We start from the raw sequence: 22473 nt of genomic DNA on the forward strand, positions 1-22473 counted from the left end.
ATCTTGAATCATCCGCCCTCCCTTGCCGGGACGGACAACTGCCCCGGCGCCTTTCGCCCATGGCCTCTCAACCCATGACACCCTTTAACCACTCCGCGATGGGCGGCACGATCTCGTCCACGTAATCGATCATCACCAGGTGAGGCCTGTCCGGCAGGAAGAGGAATTCCTTACGGCAGGTGAGGCGCTCGTATATGCGGCGCACATAATCCTCGGGGAAGATGTTGTCCTTCCCGGAATGGACGATCATGACCGGAGTCTTGATGTCCTCCACCCTCACCGCCAGCGGCGTGGTCCCCAGCGATGCCAGGGCGGAGAGGCTCACGGAGTTCACCACCAGGGGGTCCTCCTTGAGGAACCTCATGACGTCCGGAAAGAGCCGGCAGGGTTCCTCCTTGAGGTTCAGATAGGCCCTCACCGGGGTCATCAGGTTGCCCAGCGGCGTGCGCAGAGCCGCCTGGGCCAGGGACGTCCGGGAGAAGGCCAAAAGGGGGCGGTAGAAGGCGGGCCACCGGGTCATGCGCTCGTTGTCCGGCTCGTCGGGAGCGATGACGTTGTGGCACACGGCGGCCTTCAGGCGGGGCTCGGCCGCCGCGCAGTAAAAGGCGACCATGCCTCCCTGGCTGGAACCGGAGACGGCAACCTTGGGATTATAACGGGTTGCGGCATGGGAGATGACCGCCCGGGCGTCCTCCACCAGTTGCCCCAGGGTGTACACACCCCGTTTGCCGCTGCTCATGCCGTGGCCGCGGGGGTCGAACCCCACCACATTGAAACCTCTACGGCTCAACTTGTACATGTACTCTATGTAAAGAAGTGCATAGACGCTGGTCCCGGGCACGAAGACCATGACGGGGTCGCCGGGATCACTCTTGAAGTGATAGAGGGCCAACCTCCGATCACCCAGTTCAAGCCATTCCTCCTCCCACGTCCCGTAGAGTTCCCCCAGCCCCACCCTTTCCATGAGGGAACGGGCGTAGGCCCTGGCCTCGTCCTCCGTGGGAACCGGCTTATTCATCATCCGGTAGCTGTAAGCCGCCCAGGCACCGATCCCCAACACCGTTCCCGTCGCCGCAAGTGTCCTGGATTTCAATCACGACCTCCTTTCCCTCCGGAAAACGACCTGGATCCAGCCACATCCCTCAACCGAGAGACTCAAGACCGGGTTCCCCGCCTCCGCCTTCTTGTTCCACTCCCCCGCCTTCTCGATTGGGGGACATGCCATAAGCAGCACCAACCGTAGGCCCCCCTTTGACTCTCATGTCCTCGCGCGGCCTTTCTATTGATTGAGGCATCGCCCGCCCGTGAGTGCCTGCCCCTATGATCGCCGGGATAAACCGCGCACCGTTGCCCGCGTGACCTGGCTCCCGATAACCGAAATCCCCGGCTCTTCCGCTTCCGCCCCACTCGCGTCGATCCCACCTCGACCCCGGGCCGGGAAGAAAACGGGTACCCATATTTAATTGAGTGAAGTATCATTCATTTATCAAACGAAAACATATAAGAACAACGGGCGGATTATGTCAAGGAACGAGTAAGGAAAACCGAAAACGATTCAGTGAATATTATTCATGGGATCTGCGATTAATCTCCTCCGTTCTTGCGCTTCCGCGACTTCATATGTTGTTATTGCTCTGTCACTATTAATATTGTTGATTTTTTACCATAATTCATATCCGTCAAGACGAGCGAGGTGGCACTTATGAAAACGGATGCCAAGGTCCTGAGGATGAGCGACCTGGAAAGGCTTTCCAGCGTACCTCGACATACCATCCACCAGTACATAAGGCACGGTCTTCTCCCGCCTCCGGTAAAGACGGGAAAGACGTCCGCATATTACGACGAGGCTCACCTTGAAGGCCTGAGAACCATCCAGGAGATCAAGGGAGGGCTGCGCCTGCCCCACTCATACCTAAAGCGCCTGCTGGAGCAGCGCGATGCAGCGAGCGAGGAGAGGGAGGAGGCAAAAGCGGGGAAGAAGGAAGAAGACTCAGGGTTAGAGGCGCGAGAAAGGAGGCGGCGAGAGATCAGGGAGGCCGCCCTGGAGCTCTTCGTCCGGAAGGGCTACGGGGGGACCAAGATCCAGGACATCACCTCCCGCGCCGGTATTTCGGTGGGGACTTTTTACCTCTACTACAGGGACAAGAAGGAACTGTTCATGGATGCCGTCGATGCGCTGATACAAAACGTCGTCGAGGCTGTAGAGGAAACGGCCTCGCAGGACAGCGATCCCCTTCGTAAAGCCATCCGTACGGCGCGTTTTTATTTGGACAATTATTCCACTTTCTCGGTGATCATCAACCAGCTGCGGGGCATGATGGTGACCGAAAATCCCGACGCCCGCCACAAGTACATCGCCCTACATAAACGCATCGCCGAACCCATCGTCCGCGAGCTGCGCAACGCCGCCAGACGGGGGATCATAAGGGACCTGGATCCGGAGCTCCTGGCCCGCGCGGTCATGGGAATAGTGGAGTTCACGGCCATCTTTCTGAGTTTCGACGACCGCTACGACTCGGGGAAGGCGGTCGCCTTCATCGTGGACCTCCTGATGAACGGCCTGAGGCCGACCGGGAAATAATAACGCCTGTATGCTCGGGCGGAAAAATCTCGGCTCGTAAACTCGGTATGATGCCATCAAAGCGCGGAAATCCGCATGTTTCTCTCAAACCGGCCCTTGTGCTTTTACGCATGAAGCCATTGTGATACACAAAACATCGAGCAGGCCTTCGGCCGCAGCCCCCGGCCTGCCCTTTTATCCTGGTGGGGGAGGGTGGATTCGAACCACCGAAGGCTGCGCCAACGGATTTACAGTCCGTCATCCTGGGGTTTTGCATATTTTCCCATCTTCCCAGATAAGGGTCTATGATGGGCCTTATTTCCGCTTAACCATGCGGATTTATGCCATCTCTCCTTTTCTTTACTCGTTCACTCTCGTTTGCTCTGGTGCGTCCCAAACTTCTGGCGTATTTCTGGCGCGTCTGAAGGCGGGACTTGTTTTTATTTTTTGGCCTCTCTTTGATAAGCGCTTAGACGGCACTTATAAGCCTCGACCTCCGCCGGGTGCGTACAAAACCCCTACCCGGGAGAGATCGGCCCTCCTGGGGCATTCTGGAAAGCCTGAGGGGCAAAATCCGAGAGGAGGGAAAACATGATGGACCGCTGGCAGTTCATGGGGAATCTGGAGCGGGTGGTGCAGGCGGAGGAGGAGCTCCGCTCCGAGCTGGGCCGGGAGCCCTCCATCGATGAGATCGGGGAGCGCCTGGGCTTCAGCCGGGAGGAGGTGGCCCGGATAAAGGACCTCTCCCGCAGGGCGGGTGAGAGGCTGCTCCGCGAGGCCTGGAGCTGCCTCAAATTGAAGCCGGGGGCTGAGTGATGCACCCAGTCCGGGAAAAGGACGAAAATGCCGCGTCCCAAACATGTAGCGTATTTGTAGCAAAAATTCGGGGTTTGGATGAGCTGGAGGAAAAACAGGCCTAATTACCAGGGAAAACGCTCATATAGTCAATGCATGACCCGCGGACTATTAGTCCGTGTACCCGGAGCAGGAAGCCCTGTCCCGGAGAAAGAACGGGGTCTTGGATTCCATTCGGATTCCATTCGGAAACCATTTGGATTCCATTTGGAATCCGGGCATGGCCTATGACCTTGGCCTTTAGGCGAAAGGGGGGAAGAATGCATCTCATAAGAGGCGGCAAGTTGAGCGATGGCGAGCTCGCAGAGCTCCGCAATGCAATCCTGGTGGCCGCCTGGGGAGAGAAGGGCCGTGAGCTCCTGGCCCGGGCGCAAGAGGAGGTCGCCTCCCTCCCCGCCTTCCGCCTGCTCGAGGAGAGCTCCCTGACGGAGGATGATCTCATCGCCTGCCAGGTCCTCATCGCGTCGGTGGCCTGCCGAGTTCTAAGCGATCCCACCTTACTGGATCGCCTGGCCGCCCTGGAGCTCCCGGCTTAGTTCCCAAACGAAGGGCCCCGGTCTTCGGGCCGGGGCCTATCTTTTTCCGGCCACCCTAAAGATTAGGCAGACCCTCACCCGGGGGGAGGTGAGGAGGCAGCAACTACCGGGGTCGAAGCCCTCTTTTAGGCCCCGATAACACGTCCCGGCCTTGCATTGGACCTCCACCAGGTCCTCCTCCCCCGTGCCATATTCACTTATGACCAGGTCCGGGATTCTACCCCCGGAAAGGGGAGCCTCCAGCCGCTCAATGCGCTTCCTCAAGCCGTTCATCTCTCCCTCCTCCAAGGTAGGCCTCCTCAAGCGCGGAGACGCGCTCCTCGAGCTCCCCGGCCTCCAGGGCGCGGAGGGCCACGGTGCAGAGGTAGGCGATGCACCGCGCACGCTCCGTGCTCCTGACCTCCGGATCGGAGCGCACCAGGGCCACCTGCTCGGAGAGGAGGCCCAGGATGTCCGCGCAGGTCTCCAGCCGGAGGCCGCCCTCGACTTTCAAACCCTTCAAACCCGCCCGAGCCCGCCGGGCCTGGTAATACTCGCGGTGATACTGCCGCCTCCTGACCGGGTCCTTGAAGGGCATCGCTCCTCCTCAATCGCCTACGGCTTCACAGGAGGCCCCAGGAAGCCCCGAAGCATCTTCCCAAGGGGTTTTGTATGCGCCTCCGACCTGGGTCTTCTTGCGGCGCATCTCCGCAGCCTGGGCCCTCCGGTAATGCTTCCCGCGCTTAAGGGCCCGCTCATACTCGCTGGGAGTGAGGCACAGAAGGCTCTTGGTTATGGGGATGACGTAATATCCGCCCTCAAACCGAATAGGTGCACCTTCCACCATGTCCTGCCTTTCTTCCGTTTCTTAAAAGCTCCGGATGGCCATCCGTGAGCCATCGGACCTCGCAAGCTCTCTCGTCCTCCTCGTAAAGCATTTGGCCCATGAAGTCTTCAACATCCTCGCGCAGGTGGTGGGTGGGGTTTCCTTCCAGCCACGCCCGCAAAGGCGGAGTGAGAATCCCCCGAAGGAGGGAGAGCAGTTCGTGGCTCACACGGTCGCCGTCCAAGAGAAGGGTGATCTTCGGGCTCATCATTCCGGCACCGCCTACTTTTCCAGGAGCTCCATCAGTCGGCTCGCCGCCACCTCCACGTTTGCCGAGGACTCCTCCAAGCCCGCGGTGGCCAGCGAGATGAGCTCATCCCTCCGCTTCTTTGTGAGGGCCGCCCATACCTGGCCGCGGCGGGCCCACATCTCATGACGGAGCTCCTGGTCACATTTACCACCAGGGGCCCAGTTCACCTTAGGGGCACTCTGGGTTATTTTGGATCGGGCTATTTCTGTGTTTTCCGGTTTTTGGCTGCCGCTGCTATTTACGGATGTAAGGTTATTTACGGATGTAAGGTTATTTACGGATGTAAGGTTATTTAGGCTGCTGCTATTTATGGATATAAGGTTATTTATATTTTTAAAATATGTCGCAGAACTGCCTTCCATTTCACGTATTTCCGCAGGTAAATGGCCGCGACAGGGTGTCTCAAAATCAAGGGTGCGTGTCTCGTTTACTGTCTCATCACCTGAAAGTTCAGAAGCCAAATCTGCAGGTAAATCATCTTGCGGAGGTGTCGCATCAGGTGTCTCAAAAAGCAACCAGAGGTCTATGATGGTCCCGTGGGGGGTTGATCTCACCATTGCACCACAAGTCTCGAGGTATTCCAGGAAGCGGGCCACCCGGTCCTTCGACCAATGCCAGCGTTCGGCCAAGCGGCGTAGGGACACCCACCTCTCCCAGCGTCGTAGCTCGATGGCCCCATGTATGGAACGCATATAGTTTGCGCCCCTTATGAGATCGACGAGGGCCTCTTTAGGCGTTAAAGGATCGGTCGTCGAGAGCTCCTCCCACAGCCAGCGGGGGACGGGTATGAAATCTCGAATCGGCCGCTTGCTCTCACTCACCGCCGCCTCCCGGGTTCGGGCCGCCTTGGATCATCCTCTCGGATATGTCGGGCGGGAAGCGCAAGTAACGCCCGAGCCGTACGTGTGGAAGCTCGCCGCGCTTTGCCATGCGATAAACCATTGAAGTTTTCACGTTAAGCAGCCTCGCGGCCTCAGATACCGTTAGGAGCAGGCCGTCCTCCCTGTATGCTTTCTCCATTTGTTCACCTCCAAACACTTGCAAATACACTCTTACACTTCTATACTCAGTATAATAACCTGACTTTCGAACTGACTTCTGGAGGAGCCCATGAAGGAAGAAGAGGTGCGCCGCGAGCTCAAGGAACATCTACCCAACTTCTTCTCCTCGGACGAGGCCTTGGAGATCGCCCTCAGGGACGAGGACTTTCGACTCCTCTACCGGCGCAAGGCGAAGTGGGATGACGAGCTCGCGGATAAAGCGTTGGGGATATACCTGCTCAGCTTCCCGGCGCTTGAGAGGGCGGAGAGGAAGACGGGGGAGAAGCTCTTCCTGAACCCCGAAGGCGTGTGGTACAGGGCCGAGGGGTACGAGTTAGACGTGAAGGCGCAGCGCATCCAGCCGGTGAAGGGGGCGAGGATAACCGCTTATTCCCTGAACGGGATAGACCTGGACGAGCTGCTTGAGAGGGTGCTGGGAATCTTCGTGACCCCCAGGCACGGTTTTACCCTGGAGGTGCCCCTCGACCCCCGGAGGCCGTGGCAGGCGCGCATCGCCGAGCGGCTGCTCTCCTTCGCCAGGGATTACGGCCTCCTGGGGATACCCTTTCGTCCCGTAGTGGGCTACAGGCTAAAATCGCGGCCGGTGCGCGCGGATGAAGGATTCACTTACCACCTCCCCCTACTCCCCTTGAGGTTAAGGGAGGTCATTCTCTACGACACCCGAAAGGGCCCTCATGTCCCCGCTGAGGAGTACTTTCAAGGCTATTACCCCACGTTAACTTTTCGTTACCCAGAGGTCCCTTACCCCCACGGGATTTTCTCGACCTATAGTGAGCCGCTCTCGGACTGGGTGACCACGGCATACAACCTCCTCATAAAGCTGAACCATATGCGAGGAATCCAGGAGGGGACCGAAGACGCGCGCCTCATTCCCGATCTTGCCAAGGAATTGCGGTTTGTCGACCTCGGGGTGGAGTTCAAGGAGGGGGGCTTTCGCCCATACTTCACCGCCCATACGCTGTACGACGCGATCCAATACGCGCTCTATTACAAGCTCGTAGGGGGCGCGAACATCTATCGCTGCAGGAAGTGCGGAAACCCCTTCCTCAAAAGCGGCAAGCCCGGCTCTTTCTGTTCAAAGCGGTGCGCAGATGCTTACTACCAGGCGGAAAGCAGAAGAAGAAACCCCCGCCAAAGGAGGAGCCCGGGAAAGGCGGGGGGAGGCCGGAGGCCTCGGAAATAGCATAGCACGCCGAGGTGTCACGCCTCGGGCTTATAATGAGCAGGGCGAAAGGAGGAGCCCATGAGCTACATCCGCAGGCGCGAATATCCGTCAGGTAAAGTCTCCTACGCCGTGGCCTTCAAGGACCAGCATGGCCGTTGGCGGGAGGTGGTGGCCGGGTCTAGGCGGAAGGATGCCGAGGTCCTCCTCCGCCGCATCTCCCAGGAGGTGGCCGCCGGCACCTGGGGGAGGAAAGAGGAAAACCCCACCCTTTCCGAGTTCTCCCGCTCCTTCCTGGAGGCCAAGAAAGATGAGCTCAAGCCCTCCACCCTCAAGGACTACTCCGAGGTAGTCCACAACCACATCCTCCCCATCCTGGGCAGGCTGCGCCTAAAGGAGATAACCCCCTTGGAGGTGCAAGAGTTCCTCCTCCGCCTGCAGGAGAAGGGGGTCTCTTCGGCCACCACGGGCAAGGTCTACCGCGTCCTCAAGGTCATTCTGCGCCGGGCCGTCGCCCTGGAGCTCCTGGACCGGGACCCCACGGTGGGAATAAGCCCGCCGCGGGTGGAGCGGAAGGAGATGCGCTTCCTCACTCCCGAGGAGGTCAATCGCCTCCTCGAGGCCACGGAGGGGACGGACATAGGGGACTTGATAGCCGTGGCGGTCATGACCGGCCTGCGCCAGGGGGAGCTCCTGGGCCTCCGGTGGCGGGACGTGGACCTTCCGGGAAGGAGGATAAACGTGGTCCGCTCTTGGCACGCGGTCTCCGGCCACACCGACCTCAAGACCGCCTCCTCCCGGCGCACGGTCCCCATCCCTCAGGGCCTCCTCCCGATCCTCGAGGCCAGGCATAGGCGCATGGGCTTTCCCCCGCCCTCCTCCCCGGTCTTCCCGGAGGAGGGGAAGTCCAAGGACCGGAGGAACCTCATCGCCCGGGAGTTCGAGCCCGCCCTGGAGAGGGCGGGTCTTCCCAGAATCAGGTTCCACGACCTCCGCCACACCTTCGCTTCCCTGGCCATCGAGGGAGGGGTGGACCTGAAATCCCTGCAGGCGGTCATGGGCCACGCCAACATCACCACCACCGCCCACGTCTACGGCCACGTCTACGACACCCACCTGGAGCGGGTGGGGAAGGGCGTGGAGCTCGCCCTCCAGGGCGGCCTCAAGGTCATCCGGCTTGCGAGAAAGGACAGGAAGGATGCACCTCGCTGACCTGCGGAAACGCGTTTCGCGGCTGGAGTTTCCGGCGTATTTCCGGCGCGAGAAAGGCCCCTTACCGCCGTTAAGGAAGACCAGGCCGGGCTATATGGCCTCTGACCTGGTCTTTTGCTTTGGTGGGGGAGGGTGGATTCGAACCACCGAAGGCTGCGCCAACGGATTTACAGTCCGTCCCCTTTGGCCACTCGGGTACTCCCCCGTGTCAAACCGTTAACCTTTAAAGCCAATCGGCTTCACTTGCTCCGCCTTCGCTCCCTGCCGCAGGGTCTGCATACTTATCCTCCGCTCCGCAAACTCATGGCCTCATCCCTGCGGCCCGCAGGCCCGATCGTCCATACACCGCTGCAGATTATCGTAAATCGGGAACACTTTGTCCAGACCGGTTATGGAAAAGACCTTCATGATGCTCCGCTTGCTGCATACCAAGCGGATGCGCCCGCCCTCCATGCTGGTCCTCTTGAGGACCGCCACCAGAACGCCCAGTCCGGTGGAGTCCATGAAGTCCAGGCCGTCTAGGTCCAGGATGATGTCCCGCTTGCCGGAGTCTATCAAACGGTAGACAGTTTCCTTAAACTGCGGGGAGGTGGAGAGGTCCACCTCGCCCTCCAGCTCCACCACCGGTATTCCCCGCTCTTCCTTCACCCGGGTCTGGAAAAAGACAGTCCCCTTTTCCTCCACTCTACCTCCTTCCCGGACCGTCCCGCACTCCTCGGCTTCACTTCCCATTTAACATGAAAGCCTCGCGGCTTATCAACCCGACCCCGGGGAAAAGAAGGAAACAGCCGGCGGTCGTTGTCCATCCCAGTCAATCACGTCGCCGCTTCCTCGTGCGGAGGACGTCGCGTATGCGCGCCTCCGCCGGCAGTAACAGGATCGCGGCCAGGCCGAACGGCTTCAGCGTGGCTCGCCGAGTCGCGAAAAAACGCACTCACTGTGAGGTACCCACTCATCCGTCAACAAGGAGGGCGGCCCTTAAAACGGTCCTCCGGGACCTCGCAGATAATATGTGACGTCCGTACGGTATGTGACGTCCGTACGGAGTTTGAGCCCGGCGGATTGGGGAAAATATAAGAAAACGGGCCAGCTTCCCCAGTTGCGCCAGGCTTGATAAGAGCAGGGGGCAAGGATTCCGAGAAGAAAAAGGAGGTTCGACCGGTGAGGGACAGCGGAGATACAGTAAGGATGCGCCTTCCCGCCGAACCCTTCTCCCGGCAGCTCATCCGACTGGCCGTATTCCTCGTGGCCAGCCGGATGAACTTCGACCTCTCCACCCTTGAGGACCTCCGCCTCGCCGTGGACGAGGCCAGCAGCTACGCCATATCCCATTCCCCGCCCGAGTCCTCCTTGGAAGTTGAAATAGAACCCGGAAAGGAGTACCTTGAGGTCGAGTTCAGGTCCAGGTTCGCCGAGGATGGGAACAAACGCACCGCGATACCCGAATCCTTCAGTCGCATGATTATTGAATCCGTGGTGGACCATCTGGATCTTCAAAGGGAGGAGGATTCCTGCCGTATCCTCTTGCGAAAGAGATGTGCCAGCTAGATGACGAGCGCCGGGATGCAGAGCCTGACGAGGAGATGTCCGTGCGCGAAGACGAAGAGAGGCGGCGGGAGAGGCGGGAGAGGATCCGGGAGCTGTTCGAGGAGCTGCGCCGGACCGGCAACCCGCGGATACGCGATCAGCTCATCGCCCATAACATCCATCTTGTGGAGTACCTGGCCCGGAAATTCGCTAACCGGGGTGAGCCCCTCGAGGACTTGCTGCAGGTGGGATACATCGGCCTGATAAAGGCCATCGACCGCTACGACCTGGACCGCGGCGTGGAGTTCAGCACTTACGCCACCCCCACCATCGTGGGGGAGCTAAAACGTTACTTCCGGGACAAGGGCTGGGCCATCCGCATCCCCCGGCGCCTGCAGATGCGCGACCTGGAGCTCAACCAGGCCGTAGATCACCTGACCCAGGAGCTGCACCGCGCCCCCACCCTCCAGGAGGTGGCCGAACACCTGGAGATAAGCCTGGAGGAGGTGGTGGAGATCATGGAGAGTTCCTACGCCGCCAACTACCTGAGCCTGGACAACATCTACAGCAACGAAGGCGAGGACCGCGGCTTCAGCCTTCTGGACTACCTGGGCGGCGAGGACGACGATTTCTCGCTCGCCGAGGACCGGGACACCCTGGCCAAGCTCATCTCCAGGTTATCCGACCGTGAGCAGAAGGTCATCTACATGCGTTTCTTCCGGGGCATGACCCAGATGGAGATCGCCCGGGAGCTGAACATCTCCCAGATGCACGTCTCACGCCTGCTGCGCAAGATACTGGACAAGCTCCGCGGCGACCTGAGCGCGGAGAAGGAGACCTGACCCTCAGCCCACACAGGCGTTATAGCGACCGGCTTTGCGGAGGGATTAATCCTCCCAGAGCCTGGGATGCTCCCCTCCCGTTCCCAGGGGCACCACCCTCTCCGCGGGAAGGAGGGAGGCCAGCATGACGGCGTTGCGTGGGGCTTTTCCCCGGTAGTGGTTGTTGAATATTGCGTAGGTCCGCTCCGCTCCCCGATCCAGCTCCAGGATCCCCGGAACCCATTCCCGCAACTCGTCCTCGGCGTACAGATAGTCGTACCGCTCCCATGACTCCCGGTTGCGGTCCCACCAGGCCTCGTAATTGCGCCCGTGGAACCGCACGTAGCCTATATGGGAGGTGAGGATGACGTGGGGTTTAACCAGCCCCTTCAGGCGGGGCTCGTCCACGCAGCAGAAACCCATGCCCAGCTCGCGCAGAAGATCCAGGGTCTCGTCGGTTATCCAGCCCTCGTTCCGGAACTCCACCACCAGGTCGCGCTCCGGTATCAGCTCCCGGAAACGGCGCAGATAATCGCGATTCTCGGGGGTGTTCTTGAAGCCCCAGGGGAACTGGGCGAGGACACAGGCCAGCTTGCCGTAGTCCTCCAGGGGGCGGATGACCTCCAGGAGGCGACGGAAGTCCTCCTCGTTGTCCCGGTAGTTATGCGTGAGCCCCTGGTAGGCCTTGACTATGAACTGGAAGTCCCTGGGAGTCCTTCGCGCCATGGAGTGGATGGTGCGGGGAGAGGGGAGAGCGTGCCAGGTGCTGTTCACCTCCACCACCGGGAAGCTGGAGGAATAGTACTCCAGCATATAGCGCTTGTCGAATTCCTGGGGGTAGAAATGGCCCTTCCAGTCCTGGTAACTGAAACCCGCCGTGCCTATATAGATCATATGAGTCCCCTCCCACGCCCGATGGTCTTCCTCTGCCTGTGGCCGCCGCGCCCACCGGTTGCCTGCCCGAACAGGACACACCCGATATCCCCGCCGCCCGGATTGGGCCCCTTGTCCGCCTACACCTTTATGGAACCATCACCGCCCCCCTTCCGCCAACCCACGGGTTCCCTTGCAGGATAAAGAAGGTCCATCCACCCGCGTTTTCGCGCGACCGCATATCCACGCGAAGTCGAATGCCACTCTTGGGACGACCATTCCCTCGTGCGTTCCCCCTCCGCCTCCACACCGTGAGGCACAGGAGAGGCCAACGACCGGGAAAAGCCGTGATGATCAGCTTTCCGCTACGGAGCCGGGGGTCCCTGAACCGCCGCATCCCCGTCGAGAACGACAATCCCGGCAACGGATTTAAAACCCGCCGGGGACCCGGCGGGCAGTTCTTGGAGCAGGCTAAGCAGCCGATGTTCAGTTCCAGGAATCTCAGTTCAATATCTTCACGTCGTCGATGGCCACGTCCACGTAGCTATAGGCCACCCGCTCATCCACGTTGCGGCGGTTCTTGAAGCGGAAGAGGAACACCGTGGGATAAACGCCCTCGATGACGCCTACCCTCTCCTCCCAATGGGTTTTGGGCTTGGATTCCTTTACGGAGATGCGCACCACCTTTCCCACCAGTTTGCGCATGTTCTCCATGATGTCCGAAAGGTTCTGGTTCTCGATTCCCGTCGGCTTCATTCTACCACCTCTCGAGCCTCGTAAATTGAAAAAATATTATATCAGACTTTTCACTTGTCTCCAAAGTCATTCTAACATAACTGACGGAAGATTTGGCGAAATTGTTCCGCCAATTATGCCCTCATCTCTAAGAGAGACTTCGCCGCGTCTCGAGTTAATCCTTCCCCCATCTCCCATGCTCATCCGGGGAAACCGCGTTCGCGACCTTTTTCGCCCTACGGGATACGACTCCCGCGCCTTTCGCCGCCCCCAAGGCAACGATCTCCGCCCTTTTCTGCTTGTTCAACTCCAGTGGACGGATTACCCCAACCGGCCCCTCTGGTGCAACCGCGGGCACTCATACCACCGGGCACCCGGCAAGGCCCTCCATCAACATGAGTGGAGCATGCACAAGCGGCAATACCAAACCTTTCCTCCTTCAAAGTCATGTTCTTGCTCCGCCTGCCACCTCGATACCCCAGCAGCTCTCCTCCCGAAATCCGGTTAACCGGCCAGCTGCTCCTAAATCGAGGAAGAGAGGTGCCAAGAAAGCTCCGTCCTCCGTTACTCGGGCATCCGGGTTTTTCACACCCATGCGGTTTAGTCGCAAATATAAAAACAACTTGTTAAGTTTATGGTTACTCGTCCTCGGCCGATTGTTTCTCCTGGACAGGTCATACCCCGGGCAAGATCGCGAGCAGACAAGAACCTCCAAGCACTAAAGGCATGGTGGTCTTACGCCTTGCCGTGGAGGACTCGGCTTGACAACGCGAGGTGAAAGCTCGAACAACGGGAACGCTGTGCATCAAAAGCTTTGTGGCCCATGCCCTCACTCCGCCCCCGCCGAGAGGGCGTCCAGGGCCTCCTGCAGGGAATCCACCGGGACCAGCCGCATGCCCGTCACCACACCCGCCAGGTCCTCCTGGTTCTCTCGCGGGTAGAGAAAGACCTCCGCTCCCCGGGCCTCGGCGGCCCTGACCTTCATGGGCAGGCCACCGATGGGCCCTACCCTGCCGTCGGGGAAGATCTCGCCAGTTCCTGCCACTTTCAACCCACGGGTGAGGTCCTCCGGTAGCAGCAGGTTGAGGAGGGAGAGGGCCATCATGAGGCCGGCCGAAGGGCCCCTCACCGCTTCCATCTCCCAGGTTACGCGCACCGGAGAACGGTGGGTGAAATAATCCCGCGTGTAGACCCCCACCACCCTCCTTCCCAGCCCTTCCTCCCAGACGGGAAGCAGTGAAACCTCCCGGACCTCCCCGGTCAGCAATTCCTCGGGGTCGAGATCCCCCTCCCTCTCCAGGCCGGATTCCAGGGCCTCCCAGTCCACCTCCCTGACCCCCAGGCTGACCTCCTCCCCCTCGGCCGCCGCCGCGATGCGCTCTCCGAGGTCTTCCGAGCCCCTCACGGGAATCCCCTCCACGGAGACGATGACCTGCCCGGGATCAAGCTTCCCATGAGCGGGCGAGCCCTCCACCACGCCCAGGACCAAGGCTCCGAGTTCGTGCAGCTCCACCTCCGCGGTGGCGGCGCGCAGGGCCACCACGCTGGCGGCCTCCTGGCTGAGGAGGGTGAGCATCCCGTCCAGGCGGTCCTGGGCTTTCACGTCCAGATCCTCGCCCAGGAAGCGCCGCGCCTGCAGGAGGCGGTGATCGTCCTTGACCACTGACAGCAGGTGATATACGAGATTGGATTCCCGCAGGCTCACCGAGGTGAGGAGGAACTCTCCACGGGAAGGGTGGATTTCCGCCCCCTCCACCTTGATCTCCGCCTGGAGGTCGAAGGAGGGCCCCGGGCTCTCGAGGACGAAGCCTGTGGGCACGGAGATGAGGAGGAAGATGACGGGGAGAAGAAAAGAGACCGCCAGTTCCACGGCGCGGCGCAGAAGCCCATCCTCCCCGCCCTTCGGCACGGGTCGCCTGCCTCCGGGCGCGGATGGGCGGTGAGGAAAACCCCTCCCGCCACCCCACTTTCTCAAGGAACCGCTCTCCCCCGCCATCTCACATGACCACGTCTGCCGGGCGTCCGCACCGGGAGCAGGCTCTGTCCCTGATGCCGGCCACCGAGACCAGGTAACCCCGGCGGGAGATGAGCAGGTTCCCGCACTGTGGGCAATAGGTATGTGAGCCGTCGCTGACGGCCACGTTACCCAGGTACACGTAGTAGAGTTTTTCGCTAGCGATCTCCCTGGCCCTCAGGAGGGCGGACAGGGGCGTGGGTTCGATGGTCATCTTGTAACTGGGGAAATAGGCGGAGAAGTGCAGGGGCACCTCCGGGCCCAGGGAGCACACGAAATCCACAAGGCGGGTGAAGAGCTCGTCAGTGTCGTTCAGGGTGGGGATGACCAGGTTGGTTATCTCCACGTGGATGCCCGCCTCCCGGGCGGCGCGGCACGTGGCCAACACGGGCTCCAGCTTGGACTTGCATATACGGCGGTAGAAATCGGGGTCCATGGACTTCACGTCTATGTTCATGGCGTCCACGTAGGGCGCCAGTCGGGAGAAGGGTTCCGGGTTGATGGAGCCGTTGGTCACCAGCACGTTGACCATCCCCCTCTCCCTGGCCAACTGGGCGCATTCGAGTACGAACTCGTACCAGATGGTGGGCTCGTTGTAGGTGTAGGCGATGCCCACCGAGCGGTTGGCGAGGGCCTCCTCCACCGCCCTGCGGGCGTCGAAGGCGGCAGTGGGGGCGTCGTCCTGGAGCATGTGCCAGTTCTGGCAGAAGTCGCAGTGCTGGTTGCAACCCCGGGTGCCCAGGGAATAGATGGGCGACCCTGGATGAAAATGGTAAAGGGGCTTCTTCTCCATCGGGTCCATGGAGCGGGCCATCACCCGGTTGTAGTTCTCCGTGTAGAGGACGCCGTCCACGTTGACCCGCACGCGGCAGAAACCCCTCTTGCCCGGGGCGATCACGCAGTCCTGGGGACAGAGAAGGCAGTGCACCTTCCCCTCGTCGCGCTTCTCGTAAAAAAGGGCCTCTTTCATCTTCCACCCCTTCCGGACAAGAGATATTTTACCCCTCGCGCCGATGGGTTAAGCCCGGATGAACGCGTCCCTCCTCGCGGCACCGACCGTCATCCGGCAGTGACGTGCGGCTTTGGACGCCTCCACTCCAGGGCAAGATTCAGAGAATGGCAATCACCAGGTGGGAGAGGCCGCCAAGCAGTAGGGCCAAAAGAACGGTGGAGGCGGCCACCAGGAGAGAATCCCTGGCCCCCAGCTCCCTCCACAGGACGGCCAGAGTGGCCACGCAGGGTATGTACACGGCGCACACCAGGACGAAGGTGAAGACCTGCCCCCGGGTCATGAAATCCAGAAGTGTGGAGCTCTCCGTCACCCCGGGGATGACCCTGGCGGCCAGAACCACCAGGAGGGCCAGGGCCAGCTCCTTGCGCAGGAAACCGAGGATGAGGGCCAGGCCGGCCACCGCCGGTATCCCCAACCACCACTCCGTCAGCGGGCGCAGTGGGCCGAGGAGATGCTCGATCCACCCGCTCTCGTAGAGGATGCCCAGGAGCACGCTGCCGGCCACGATGAGGGGGGCGGCGATGTAGAGAAAGTCCTTGATGCGCAGCCAGGTCTTCTTGGCCATGGTGGCCGGGGAAGGGACCCGGAAAGGGAACATCTCCATGACCAGGCCGGTGGACTCTCCGGGAAGGAGGCGGTTTAAAAGGAGCCCCGCCCCGAGGACGAGGATGATGATTATGGCGAAGAGAAGCATGGCGTACGGCCAGCCAAGGAAGCGGGCCACCCCGCCCATGATCACCGCCACCCTGGCGCTGCAGGGCACCAGGACGATGAGGGCGCAGGCGATGATCCTCTCCCGGCGGGTGGAGAGCACACGGGTGCCCATCACCGCGGGCACGTTGCAACCCACCGCGGAGATCAGGGGGATCACCGCGCGGCCGTGCAGGCCCAGCCGGTGCATGAGGCGGTCGGTGAGGAAGGCCACTGCGTTGAGGTAGCCGCTGTCCTCCATCGCCGCCAGGATGACGTAGAAGACCAGGAGGTAGGGGAGGGCGATCTCCAGGATGGCTCCCAGCCCGTCCACCCCCCAAATTATGGTCCTGGAGAGGAGGTTGGCGCCCAGCGCGGATTCTAGAGCCCGACCCAGGGGGCCGCTTACCAGGTTCTCCCAGAAGCGGGCGAACAGCGAGGCCAATTGACCTCCTCCCCAGAAGAGCACGGTGAACACAGCCCCCATGACCAGGATCATGATGGGCAGTCCCGTCTTGAAGGAGGTGGTGTACTCCCAGAGCCTCTCCCCCCACAGGGGCTTCCGGTATTCGCTGCGCGCCTGGACTCCCTCGGCGATGCTCCCCGCTATCCCGTGGCGTTCACGGGCCAGTATCACGGGAGCGCTCTCGCCGTGTTCCCTCTCGATCTCCGCGGCCAGGCGGCGTGCGAACTCCAGGATTCCCCGCCCCTCCTCCCTCTCCTCCATCCACTCCACGAACTCCCGGTCCTCCTCGAGCAGGAGTATGGCCAGGGCGCGCGGGGATATGCCGTAAGGAGTCTCCTCGACCTCCCTCTGGATGCGGCGCGCCAGACGGCGCAGGCGACTCTCGATGTCCATGGCGTAGGAAAAGGGGATCACCGGATATTCCTCACGGCGCTCCGCGACCTCCACCGCCTGGGCTATGAGCTTGTTGAGGCCGTCTCCGCGCACTCCCACCGTTGGCACCACCGGCACGCCCAGGTATTCGGAGAGAAGCTGGACGTCGGTGCGTATTCCCGACTTCTCCGCCTGGTCCACCAGGTTGAGGGCGGCCACGATGGGGCACCCCAGGTCCAGGAACTGCAGCAAGAGGTAGAGGTTGCGGGCCAGGTTGTTGGCGTCCAGGATGACGATGACCACGTCCGGCCTTCCCTGCAGCACCCCTCGCCTGGCCACCAGCTGGTCCTCGGAGACCGCCCCCAGGGCATAGGTTCCCGGGAGGTCCACGATTCCCAGGCGGCGTCCTTCGAACTCGGTCAGGGCCAGGTTGAGTTCCACGGTCATCCCGGGGTAGTTGGCGGTCATCACCCCCATGCCGGTGATGCGGCCGAAGATGGTGGATTTTCCCACGTTGGGATTTCCGGCCAGAGCGAAGATGAACTCCGCGCGGGAGCGCAGTCTCTCCAGTTCCTCCAGGGGATGCATGCCTACCGTCCGCCGTAGCCTCTGCGGGATCCGGGACCTCTACCCCTCCCCCTCCTCGGCGGCGGGCCCTTGCGGGTCCAGATCTTGGAGGCCACCTCCCTGCCCAGGGCATACTGCGAGTCGCCTATCCTGACCAACAGAGGACCGCCGAAGGGGGCCACCTCCTTGACCTCGATGTCCACGTCGGGCATCACCCCCAGCGAGGCCAGGTACTGCAGCAATTCCGGTTCGTCCTCCTCCACCCTGGCGATGCATCCCCTCTCGGCGGGGCAGAAGTCGCACAGGGGCTTTATCTCCTCCTCCTCCGCCATATGCCCGTTCTCGTCCGGGATGGGATAACCGTGGGGGCAGGTCTCGGGATTGCCCAGCATCTCGGAGAGCTTCTCCTCCACCTCGGGGGAGATGACGTGCTCCAGGCGGCAGGCCTCCCGGTGTGCCGATTCCCAATCCAATCCCAGCATATCGGTGAGGAACCTCTCCGACAGGCGGTGCCTCCGGATGAGGGTTCGGGCGGCCCTCTCCCCCTTGGGAGTGAGGACGATGCTCCGCCTGGCCTTCCCGGAACCCGCCCCTCTTCCCTTTCCGGCGCACGGCCCCACATAGCGTACATAGCCTTCCTTCTCCAGCCTGCGCAGCATGTCCAGGGCCGTCGGCGGGGTGACCTTCATATACTCTGCCAAGCGGGTGGGCGTGAGGGCGCAGTCCTCCGCGCTCAGCTTGAAAAGGGCTTCCAGGTATTCCTCCATCTTCTCGGTAAGCATCTCGGCGCCCCTTGCATCCACTGCATACACCTCTCTTTCCGGCTCCATGTTTAGCCTATACCAACGTCCGCCGCCTATTGCTCCCGTGTCGTCCCCGCCGCCGTCCACATTGTTTGTTTGATTAACATATTTTCGTTAGGCCTATTTAAATATATTTCTTTTATCTTAAAAGCTAAAGTAGATTTATTAATATTAAGAAAAAAGTAAGATTCATAAAAGCTCGATTTTCTGTCCTGCCCGTTAACTTTGGTGGCCGGTTCCTTGCGGGTCGGGATGCGGGACGCCTTTTCCTTCCTCGCTTCCGCGAATCGATTCACGGGTTCCGGCCCCCGGTCAAAAGCGCCTCTCGGCAAGGCCGGCGAGGTCCCACCAGGCGAGTTTCTATATACTGTTATCGGCATCCGGGAAGAAAACCGCGGCAGCCCTGCGATCCGCCTTTCCCGGGCGGCCATGCGAGGGTAAGGGTTTCCGAGGGGATCAGATGGAGGTAAGATGTTCGATCTGCACGGCAAGGTGGCGGCGGTGAGCGGCGCCGGGCGGGGGATAGGCAAGGCCATCGCCCTGGCCCTGGCCCGGGCGGGAGCGGACCTGGTGGTCTTCAGCCGCACGGAGGAACAGTTCGAGCGCACGGCGGAGGAGATCCGGACGCTGGGGAGGCGGGCCCTGGGCCTCCGCGTGGACGTCAGCCGGCGCGAGGACGTGGATTCCATGGTCCGGTCCACCCTGGAGACCTTCGGGCGCCTGGACATCCTGGTCAACAACGCGGGCCTCAACCCAAGCTATACCCGGATGGAAAGGGTCCGCGAGGAGGACTACGACCTCATCATGTCCGTGAACGTCAAGGGGGCCTTCCTCTGCTCCCAGCGGACCATCACGGTCATGAAGGAGCAGGGCGGGGGCTGCATCATCAACGTCGCCTCGGTGGCCGGCCTCAAGGGCCTCTACAAGTGCAGCGCATACACCGCCAGCAAGGGCGCCCTGGTGCAGTTGACGCGCACAATGGCCCTGGAGCTGGCGCCGTTCAACATCCGGGTAAACGCCCTCTGTCCCGGTTTCGTCCGCACCGAGCTGACCGACGGCCTCCTCTCATCGGAGAGAGGCCGGGAAAGGGTCCTCTCCCTCATTCCCATGGGCAGGACCGGCGACCCCGAGGAGATCGCTCCGGCGGCCGTCTTCCTGGCCTCCGACGAGGCCTCCTATGTGACCGGAGCCGTGCTCTGCGTGGACGGCGGCTGGTCAGCATGGTAGAGAAAGGGTTGTGGATACTCAATCCGTAAGCCCTCTGCGGCGGCAGGAGGCCAGGGCCTTGCGGGCCTCGTTGCGCAGGATGGGATCGGGGTCGTCCAGGTACTGCCTTATAAGGCCCACCACCTCCGGCCCCCCTATCTGGCCCAGCGCGTAACAGGCCGCCGCCTTCACCCGCGGATGCACCGACCTTCGCCGGATGGTGAAGGCTTTCCGGCGCAGGAGGTCCTGCAAGGGCCCGAGGGCCTTTTCCGGGTCCAACCTGGCCAGGGCCAGGCAGGCGGCTTCCTCCACCCCAGGGTGTTCCTCTCCCGCCGGCGACCTGCCCTGCAGTATGCCCAGGAGGGCCTCCACAGATTCCGCATCGTCGATGGTGCCCAGCCCACGCACCGCCTCCCGGCGGACCTCGGGTGCCTCGTCTCGCAGCGCCTGGAGGAAAAGGGGAAGCAGGGCGGGGTCTCCGGGAGACATCCTGGCCAGGGAACGCAGGGCCTGCTTCCGCACCTCGGGGATGGGATTCCTGGCCGACGGCCTCAACATGGCCACGGCGGCATTACCTCCTATGCCTTCCAGCAGCTTGACGGCCCGGATATAGACTTCCTCCCGGGCGTTGGACTCCATCACCTCGGAGAGGGCGGAGAGCAGCGGCTCGCCGAGGGAGCGGCAGAGAACCGCCAGTCCGGGCGTCACCTCCATACCCTCCTCTCCCTTCAGGCGTTCCACCAGATAATCCACTACGAAGCCGCTCTCCATGCGGGAAAGCAGTTCCGCTGCCAGGGAAGCCATGGGCTCCTCGTCCCGGACAAGGCTCTCCAGCAGGGGTACCCCCACCTCGCGGAAGTCCAGGGAGCGGAGGGCCTCCTCCGCTGCTTCCCGGTGTGCGCCGCCCTCCCCCGCGTAGCGCAGCAGTACGCCGCAGGCGCGCGCGAAATCCTCACTCCGGCCCTCGGCGAAAGAGGCGGCTGCGAGGTCTCCCAGGAGGCGGAGCATGCCCCTCTTGGCCTCCGCATCGCTCTCCCTGTCCAGCAAACCAAGCAACCAATCCATATCGGAGACCATCACCGGGTTGAAGCCCAGGCGGCGGAAGCGGAGATACATGCGGTCCAGGAAACGAGCGGCGCGCAGCCTGAAGTCAGCCCGCTCGCTCTCCAGGTTGCGGGCCGTGACCGCGGTTATCCTGTCCACCCACTCCCTCTCCCCCATCTCGAGGAGCTTCGCCGCCACCTCGATGACCTCTTCGTCGCCCAGTCCCTCCAGGGGCCGCAGGGACCCGCTGTCCCGGATGCGGGCGATGACGGAGTAAGTTTTCACGTCTCTTCCGGCCTGAGGATGGACCTCGGCCAGCCTGGCCAGCAGCCCGGAACTGTGGAGAAGCTCGGTGATGCGCGGGTGGTACTGGGGATCGGATTCCGCGTACAGGTCGGCCAGGATCTCGTTGAGGACGGCGGAGATATCCTCGAAATCCCCGGGGTCCATGTGCTCCTTCTCGTCCAGCAGGCGATGATACTTCTCCACCACCTGCTCGGCGAGGAGAAGGACGTTCTCTCCCTCCACGGAGGAGATTATCTCCCTGCGGGTCTCCGCATCGTCCAGAGCCCGTGGGGTCTCCTCGGAGAGCACCTCCACCAGCGTCTCCGGCTCCAGGGCGGCCAGGATGTTCACCATCTCCTCGCTCAACGTCTCCCGGAGGCCCTCGTCGGCAAGCGAGTCCACCAGGCCGAAAATGCGGTCCACGGTGTCCCTTATCAGGCGGGCTTTCTCCGTCCCCACGCCGCCTCCCGAACTCTCGAAACCGAGCATCACGGCCTGGAAGGCGGCCTTCACCCTCTGGGGGTCGGACAGGAGCTCGGCCACCTCCCCGGGCGGGGCATCAAGTGCGGGCAGATTGCCCACCAGGAAGCGCACGAAGACCTCGTCCCGGAGCATGTCCATGGCCTCACCTGCGCTCCCACTCCCCAGCGAAGACAGGTCCTGGTCCTTGCTCATGGACACGTAGATCTTCTCGTCCACCCTCACATGCCCTACCCCCTCCCGGGAAAGGAGAGAGGAAAGGCCCCCCTCGACGCCCGCTTCACGCTTGCGACTGAAGACCTCCAGAAAGCCGCGCAGGTCCTCGTCGCTCAGGCCCCGCTCGAAGGTGATGCTCCTGACTTCCCACCGGGCCAGCTCGCGGAGGAAGGAGACCGTGTTGGGGCGTGCCTGGTCCCTCTCGTCCAGGCAATAATCGTTTATCAGGAGCTTTCCCTCCAGCTCGCAGAAGGTTATGCTCTCCCACTGGCTCAGGGCCTGGTCCAGGTCCTGCTTGGCCCGCTGCACCGATTCCCTGACGATCTCCGAGGTCTCCGGATAAAGATGGTAATTGACCATCGCCGCGTGCAGGGAGCTCAGGATGTTCAATGACCGCTCGGCCAGGTCTGATTGTCTCGAGCCTTCCATGTGCCGCTCCGTCAATCGAGTGCATAGCGGGGTCCCAGGAACCCCGCCTTCCTGGCGCTTGAGGGCGTGCCTGCCGTTCCAGGAACCCAATCCTGATTTCTATGGTCCTTATCGGTATCCCTTTTCATCCTTTTAATCCCCGCTTCCACCCGCAGTGGATGAAACCATACTATCCAGCCTCGCGCCTGGCATTCGATGGCGAAGGCGAGCGTGCATCCCGATTCCATGGAGGTAACCGTCCCGCCTCGGATGACAAGGACGGACCTCTTTTCCGGTCCGCTGGCCGCACAACGAGGGCCTGTTCGGTCCATTCCGCAGCGTAAGGGATGTATGTACTTGCGGGTTAAACTCCGGCTGCACGTCTCATCCGTGAATCGACGACCTTACCCCCGGAAGGGATGCACGAGCCTTCAGGATGAAAGGAAGCAAGCG

The 22473-nt window shown here is 61.7% G+C and carries 21 protein-coding genes and 1 tRNA gene; 8 read left to right on the top strand and 14 right to left on the bottom strand.

From position 1 onward, the window contains the following. Positions 1-67: 67 nt before the first annotated feature. Positions 68-1093 (bottom strand): alpha/beta hydrolase, encoded by a 1026-nt coding sequence (locus H7007_RS03730; RefSeq protein WP_287153160.1) that lies wholly within the window; start codon positions 1091-1093, stop codon positions 68-70. Positions 1094-1702: 609 nt separating this feature from the next. Between H7007_RS03730 and H7007_RS03735 the strand changes: the two genes are divergently transcribed. The 3 genes from H7007_RS03735 to H7007_RS03745 all read left to right on the top strand — a co-directional run bounded on the left by H7007_RS03735 (position 1703) and on the right by H7007_RS03745 (position 3951). After that, positions 1703-2581: a TetR family transcriptional regulator gene (locus H7007_RS03735; protein WP_287153162.1), complete on the top strand. Its 879-nt coding sequence runs from the start codon at positions 1703-1705 to the stop codon at positions 2579-2581. 570 nt (positions 2582-3151) lie between these two features. Then, positions 3152-3376 (top strand): sigma-70 domain-containing protein, encoded by a 225-nt coding sequence (locus H7007_RS03740; protein ID WP_287153164.1) that lies wholly within the window; start codon positions 3152-3154, stop codon positions 3374-3376. A 299-nt stretch (positions 3377-3675) separates the two neighbouring features. After that, a complete protein-coding gene (locus H7007_RS03745; RefSeq protein WP_287153165.1) occupies positions 3676-3951 on the top strand; it encodes a hypothetical protein in 276 nt (91 codons plus the stop codon). 36 nt (positions 3952-3987) lie between these two features. On the opposite strand, the gene H7007_RS03750 is transcribed toward H7007_RS03745, so the two are convergent. The 4 genes from H7007_RS03750 to H7007_RS03765 all read right to left on the bottom strand — a co-directional run bounded on the left by H7007_RS03750 (position 3988) and on the right by H7007_RS03765 (position 6215). After that, a complete protein-coding gene (locus H7007_RS03750) occupies positions 3988-4224 on the bottom strand; it encodes a hypothetical protein (protein WP_287153166.1) in 237 nt (78 codons plus the stop codon). Next, a complete protein-coding gene (locus H7007_RS03755; protein ID WP_287153167.1) occupies positions 4199-4528 on the bottom strand; it encodes a hypothetical protein in 330 nt (109 codons plus the stop codon). Before H7007_RS03755 ends, H7007_RS03750 begins: the two co-directional genes overlap by 26 nt. A 510-nt stretch (positions 4529-5038) precedes the next feature. Further along, the gene (locus H7007_RS03760; protein WP_287153168.1) at positions 5039-5887 is read right to left on the bottom strand and encodes a hypothetical protein; all 849 of its coding nucleotides are present in this window, start codon (positions 5885-5887) and stop codon (positions 5039-5041) included. Beyond that, positions 5880-6215 carry a helix-turn-helix domain-containing protein gene (locus tag H7007_RS03765; protein ID WP_287153169.1) on the bottom strand — a complete coding sequence of 112 codons (336 nt, stop codon included), beginning with the start codon at positions 6213-6215 and terminating at the stop codon, positions 5880-5882. The genes H7007_RS03760 and H7007_RS03765 overlap by 8 nt, the downstream gene beginning before the upstream one ends. Here H7007_RS03765 and H7007_RS03770 point away from each other — a divergent pair. After that, the gene (locus tag H7007_RS03770) at positions 6177-7310 is read left to right on the top strand and encodes a hypothetical protein (protein WP_287153170.1); all 1134 of its coding nucleotides are present in this window, start codon (positions 6177-6179) and stop codon (positions 7308-7310) included. The two genes, H7007_RS03765 and H7007_RS03770, sit on opposite strands and share 39 nt — an antisense overlap. Positions 7311-7370: 60 nt before the next feature. Next, on the top strand, positions 7371-8501 hold the full coding sequence (locus H7007_RS03775) for a tyrosine-type recombinase/integrase (protein WP_287153172.1): 1131 nt from the start codon (positions 7371-7373) through the stop codon (positions 8499-8501). 120 nt (positions 8502-8621) lie between these two features. On the opposite strand, the gene H7007_RS03780 is transcribed toward H7007_RS03775, so the two are convergent. Together H7007_RS03780 and H7007_RS03785 are read right to left on the bottom strand one after the other, a co-directional pair. Further along, positions 8622-8706, bottom strand: a tRNA-Tyr gene (locus H7007_RS03780). Positions 8707-8810: 104 nt separating this feature from the next. Continuing rightward, positions 8811-9233: an STAS domain-containing protein gene (locus H7007_RS03785; RefSeq protein WP_287153173.1), complete on the bottom strand. Its 423-nt coding sequence runs from the start codon at positions 9231-9233 to the stop codon at positions 8811-8813. 429 nt (positions 9234-9662) lie between these two features. Between H7007_RS03785 and H7007_RS03790 the strand changes: the two genes are divergently transcribed. After that, positions 9663-10049, top strand: coding sequence for an ATP-binding protein (locus H7007_RS03790; protein ID WP_287153174.1), 387 nt, complete (start codon positions 9663-9665; stop codon positions 10047-10049). Positions 10050-10084: 35 nt separating this feature from the next. Then, the gene (locus tag H7007_RS03795) at positions 10085-10870 is read left to right on the top strand and encodes a SigB/SigF/SigG family RNA polymerase sigma factor (RefSeq protein ID WP_303646069.1); all 786 of its coding nucleotides are present in this window, start codon (positions 10085-10087) and stop codon (positions 10868-10870) included. Between the two features lie 45 nt (positions 10871-10915). Here H7007_RS03795 and H7007_RS03800 read toward each other — a convergent pair whose 3' ends face one another. The 6 genes from H7007_RS03800 to H7007_RS03825 form a co-directional block, all read right to left on the bottom strand. Continuing rightward, complete coding sequence (locus H7007_RS03800) at positions 10916-11743, bottom strand: DUF72 domain-containing protein (protein WP_287153177.1); 828 nt, start codon at positions 11741-11743, stop codon at positions 10916-10918. A gap of 480 nt (positions 11744-12223) precedes the next feature. Then, positions 12224-12478, bottom strand: coding sequence for a Veg family protein (locus tag H7007_RS03805; RefSeq protein ID WP_287153179.1), 255 nt, complete (start codon positions 12476-12478; stop codon positions 12224-12226). A gap of 808 nt (positions 12479-13286) precedes the next feature. Continuing rightward, positions 13287-14432, bottom strand: coding sequence for a S16 family serine protease (locus tag H7007_RS03810; protein ID WP_287153180.1), 1146 nt, complete (start codon positions 14430-14432; stop codon positions 13287-13289). Positions 14433-14454: 22 nt separating this feature from the next. After that, complete coding sequence (amrS, locus tag H7007_RS03815; RefSeq protein ID WP_287153181.1) at positions 14455-15441, bottom strand: AmmeMemoRadiSam system radical SAM enzyme; 987 nt, start codon at positions 15439-15441, stop codon at positions 14455-14457. 139 nt (positions 15442-15580) lie between these two features. Beyond that, positions 15581-17599 carry a ferrous iron transport protein B gene (gene feoB / locus H7007_RS03820; RefSeq protein ID WP_287153183.1) on the bottom strand — a complete coding sequence of 673 codons (2019 nt, stop codon included), beginning with the start codon at positions 17597-17599 and terminating at the stop codon, positions 15581-15583. Positions 17600-17601: 2 nt separating this feature from the next. Then, positions 17602-18360 (bottom strand): metal-dependent transcriptional regulator, encoded by a 759-nt coding sequence (locus H7007_RS03825; protein WP_287153184.1) that lies wholly within the window; start codon positions 18358-18360, stop codon positions 17602-17604. Between the two features lie 492 nt (positions 18361-18852). Here H7007_RS03825 and H7007_RS03830 point away from each other — a divergent pair, with 492 nt between their 5' ends. Beyond that, on the top strand, positions 18853-19608 hold the full coding sequence (locus H7007_RS03830) for an SDR family NAD(P)-dependent oxidoreductase (protein ID WP_287153185.1): 756 nt from the start codon (positions 18853-18855) through the stop codon (positions 19606-19608). An 18-nt stretch (positions 19609-19626) separates the two neighbouring features. Here H7007_RS03830 and H7007_RS03835 read toward each other — a convergent pair whose 3' ends face one another. Beyond that, a complete protein-coding gene (locus H7007_RS03835; RefSeq protein ID WP_287153187.1) occupies positions 19627-22041 on the bottom strand; it encodes a HEAT repeat domain-containing protein in 2415 nt (804 codons plus the stop codon). Between the last annotated feature and the right edge of the window lie 432 nt (positions 22042-22473).

The organism is Candidatus Solincola tengchongensis, assembly GCF_015711935.1.
In the GTDB taxonomy this organism is placed as follows: Bacteria; Actinomycetota; Geothermincolia; order Geothermincolales; family RBG-13-55-18; genus Solincola_A; species Solincola_A tengchongensis.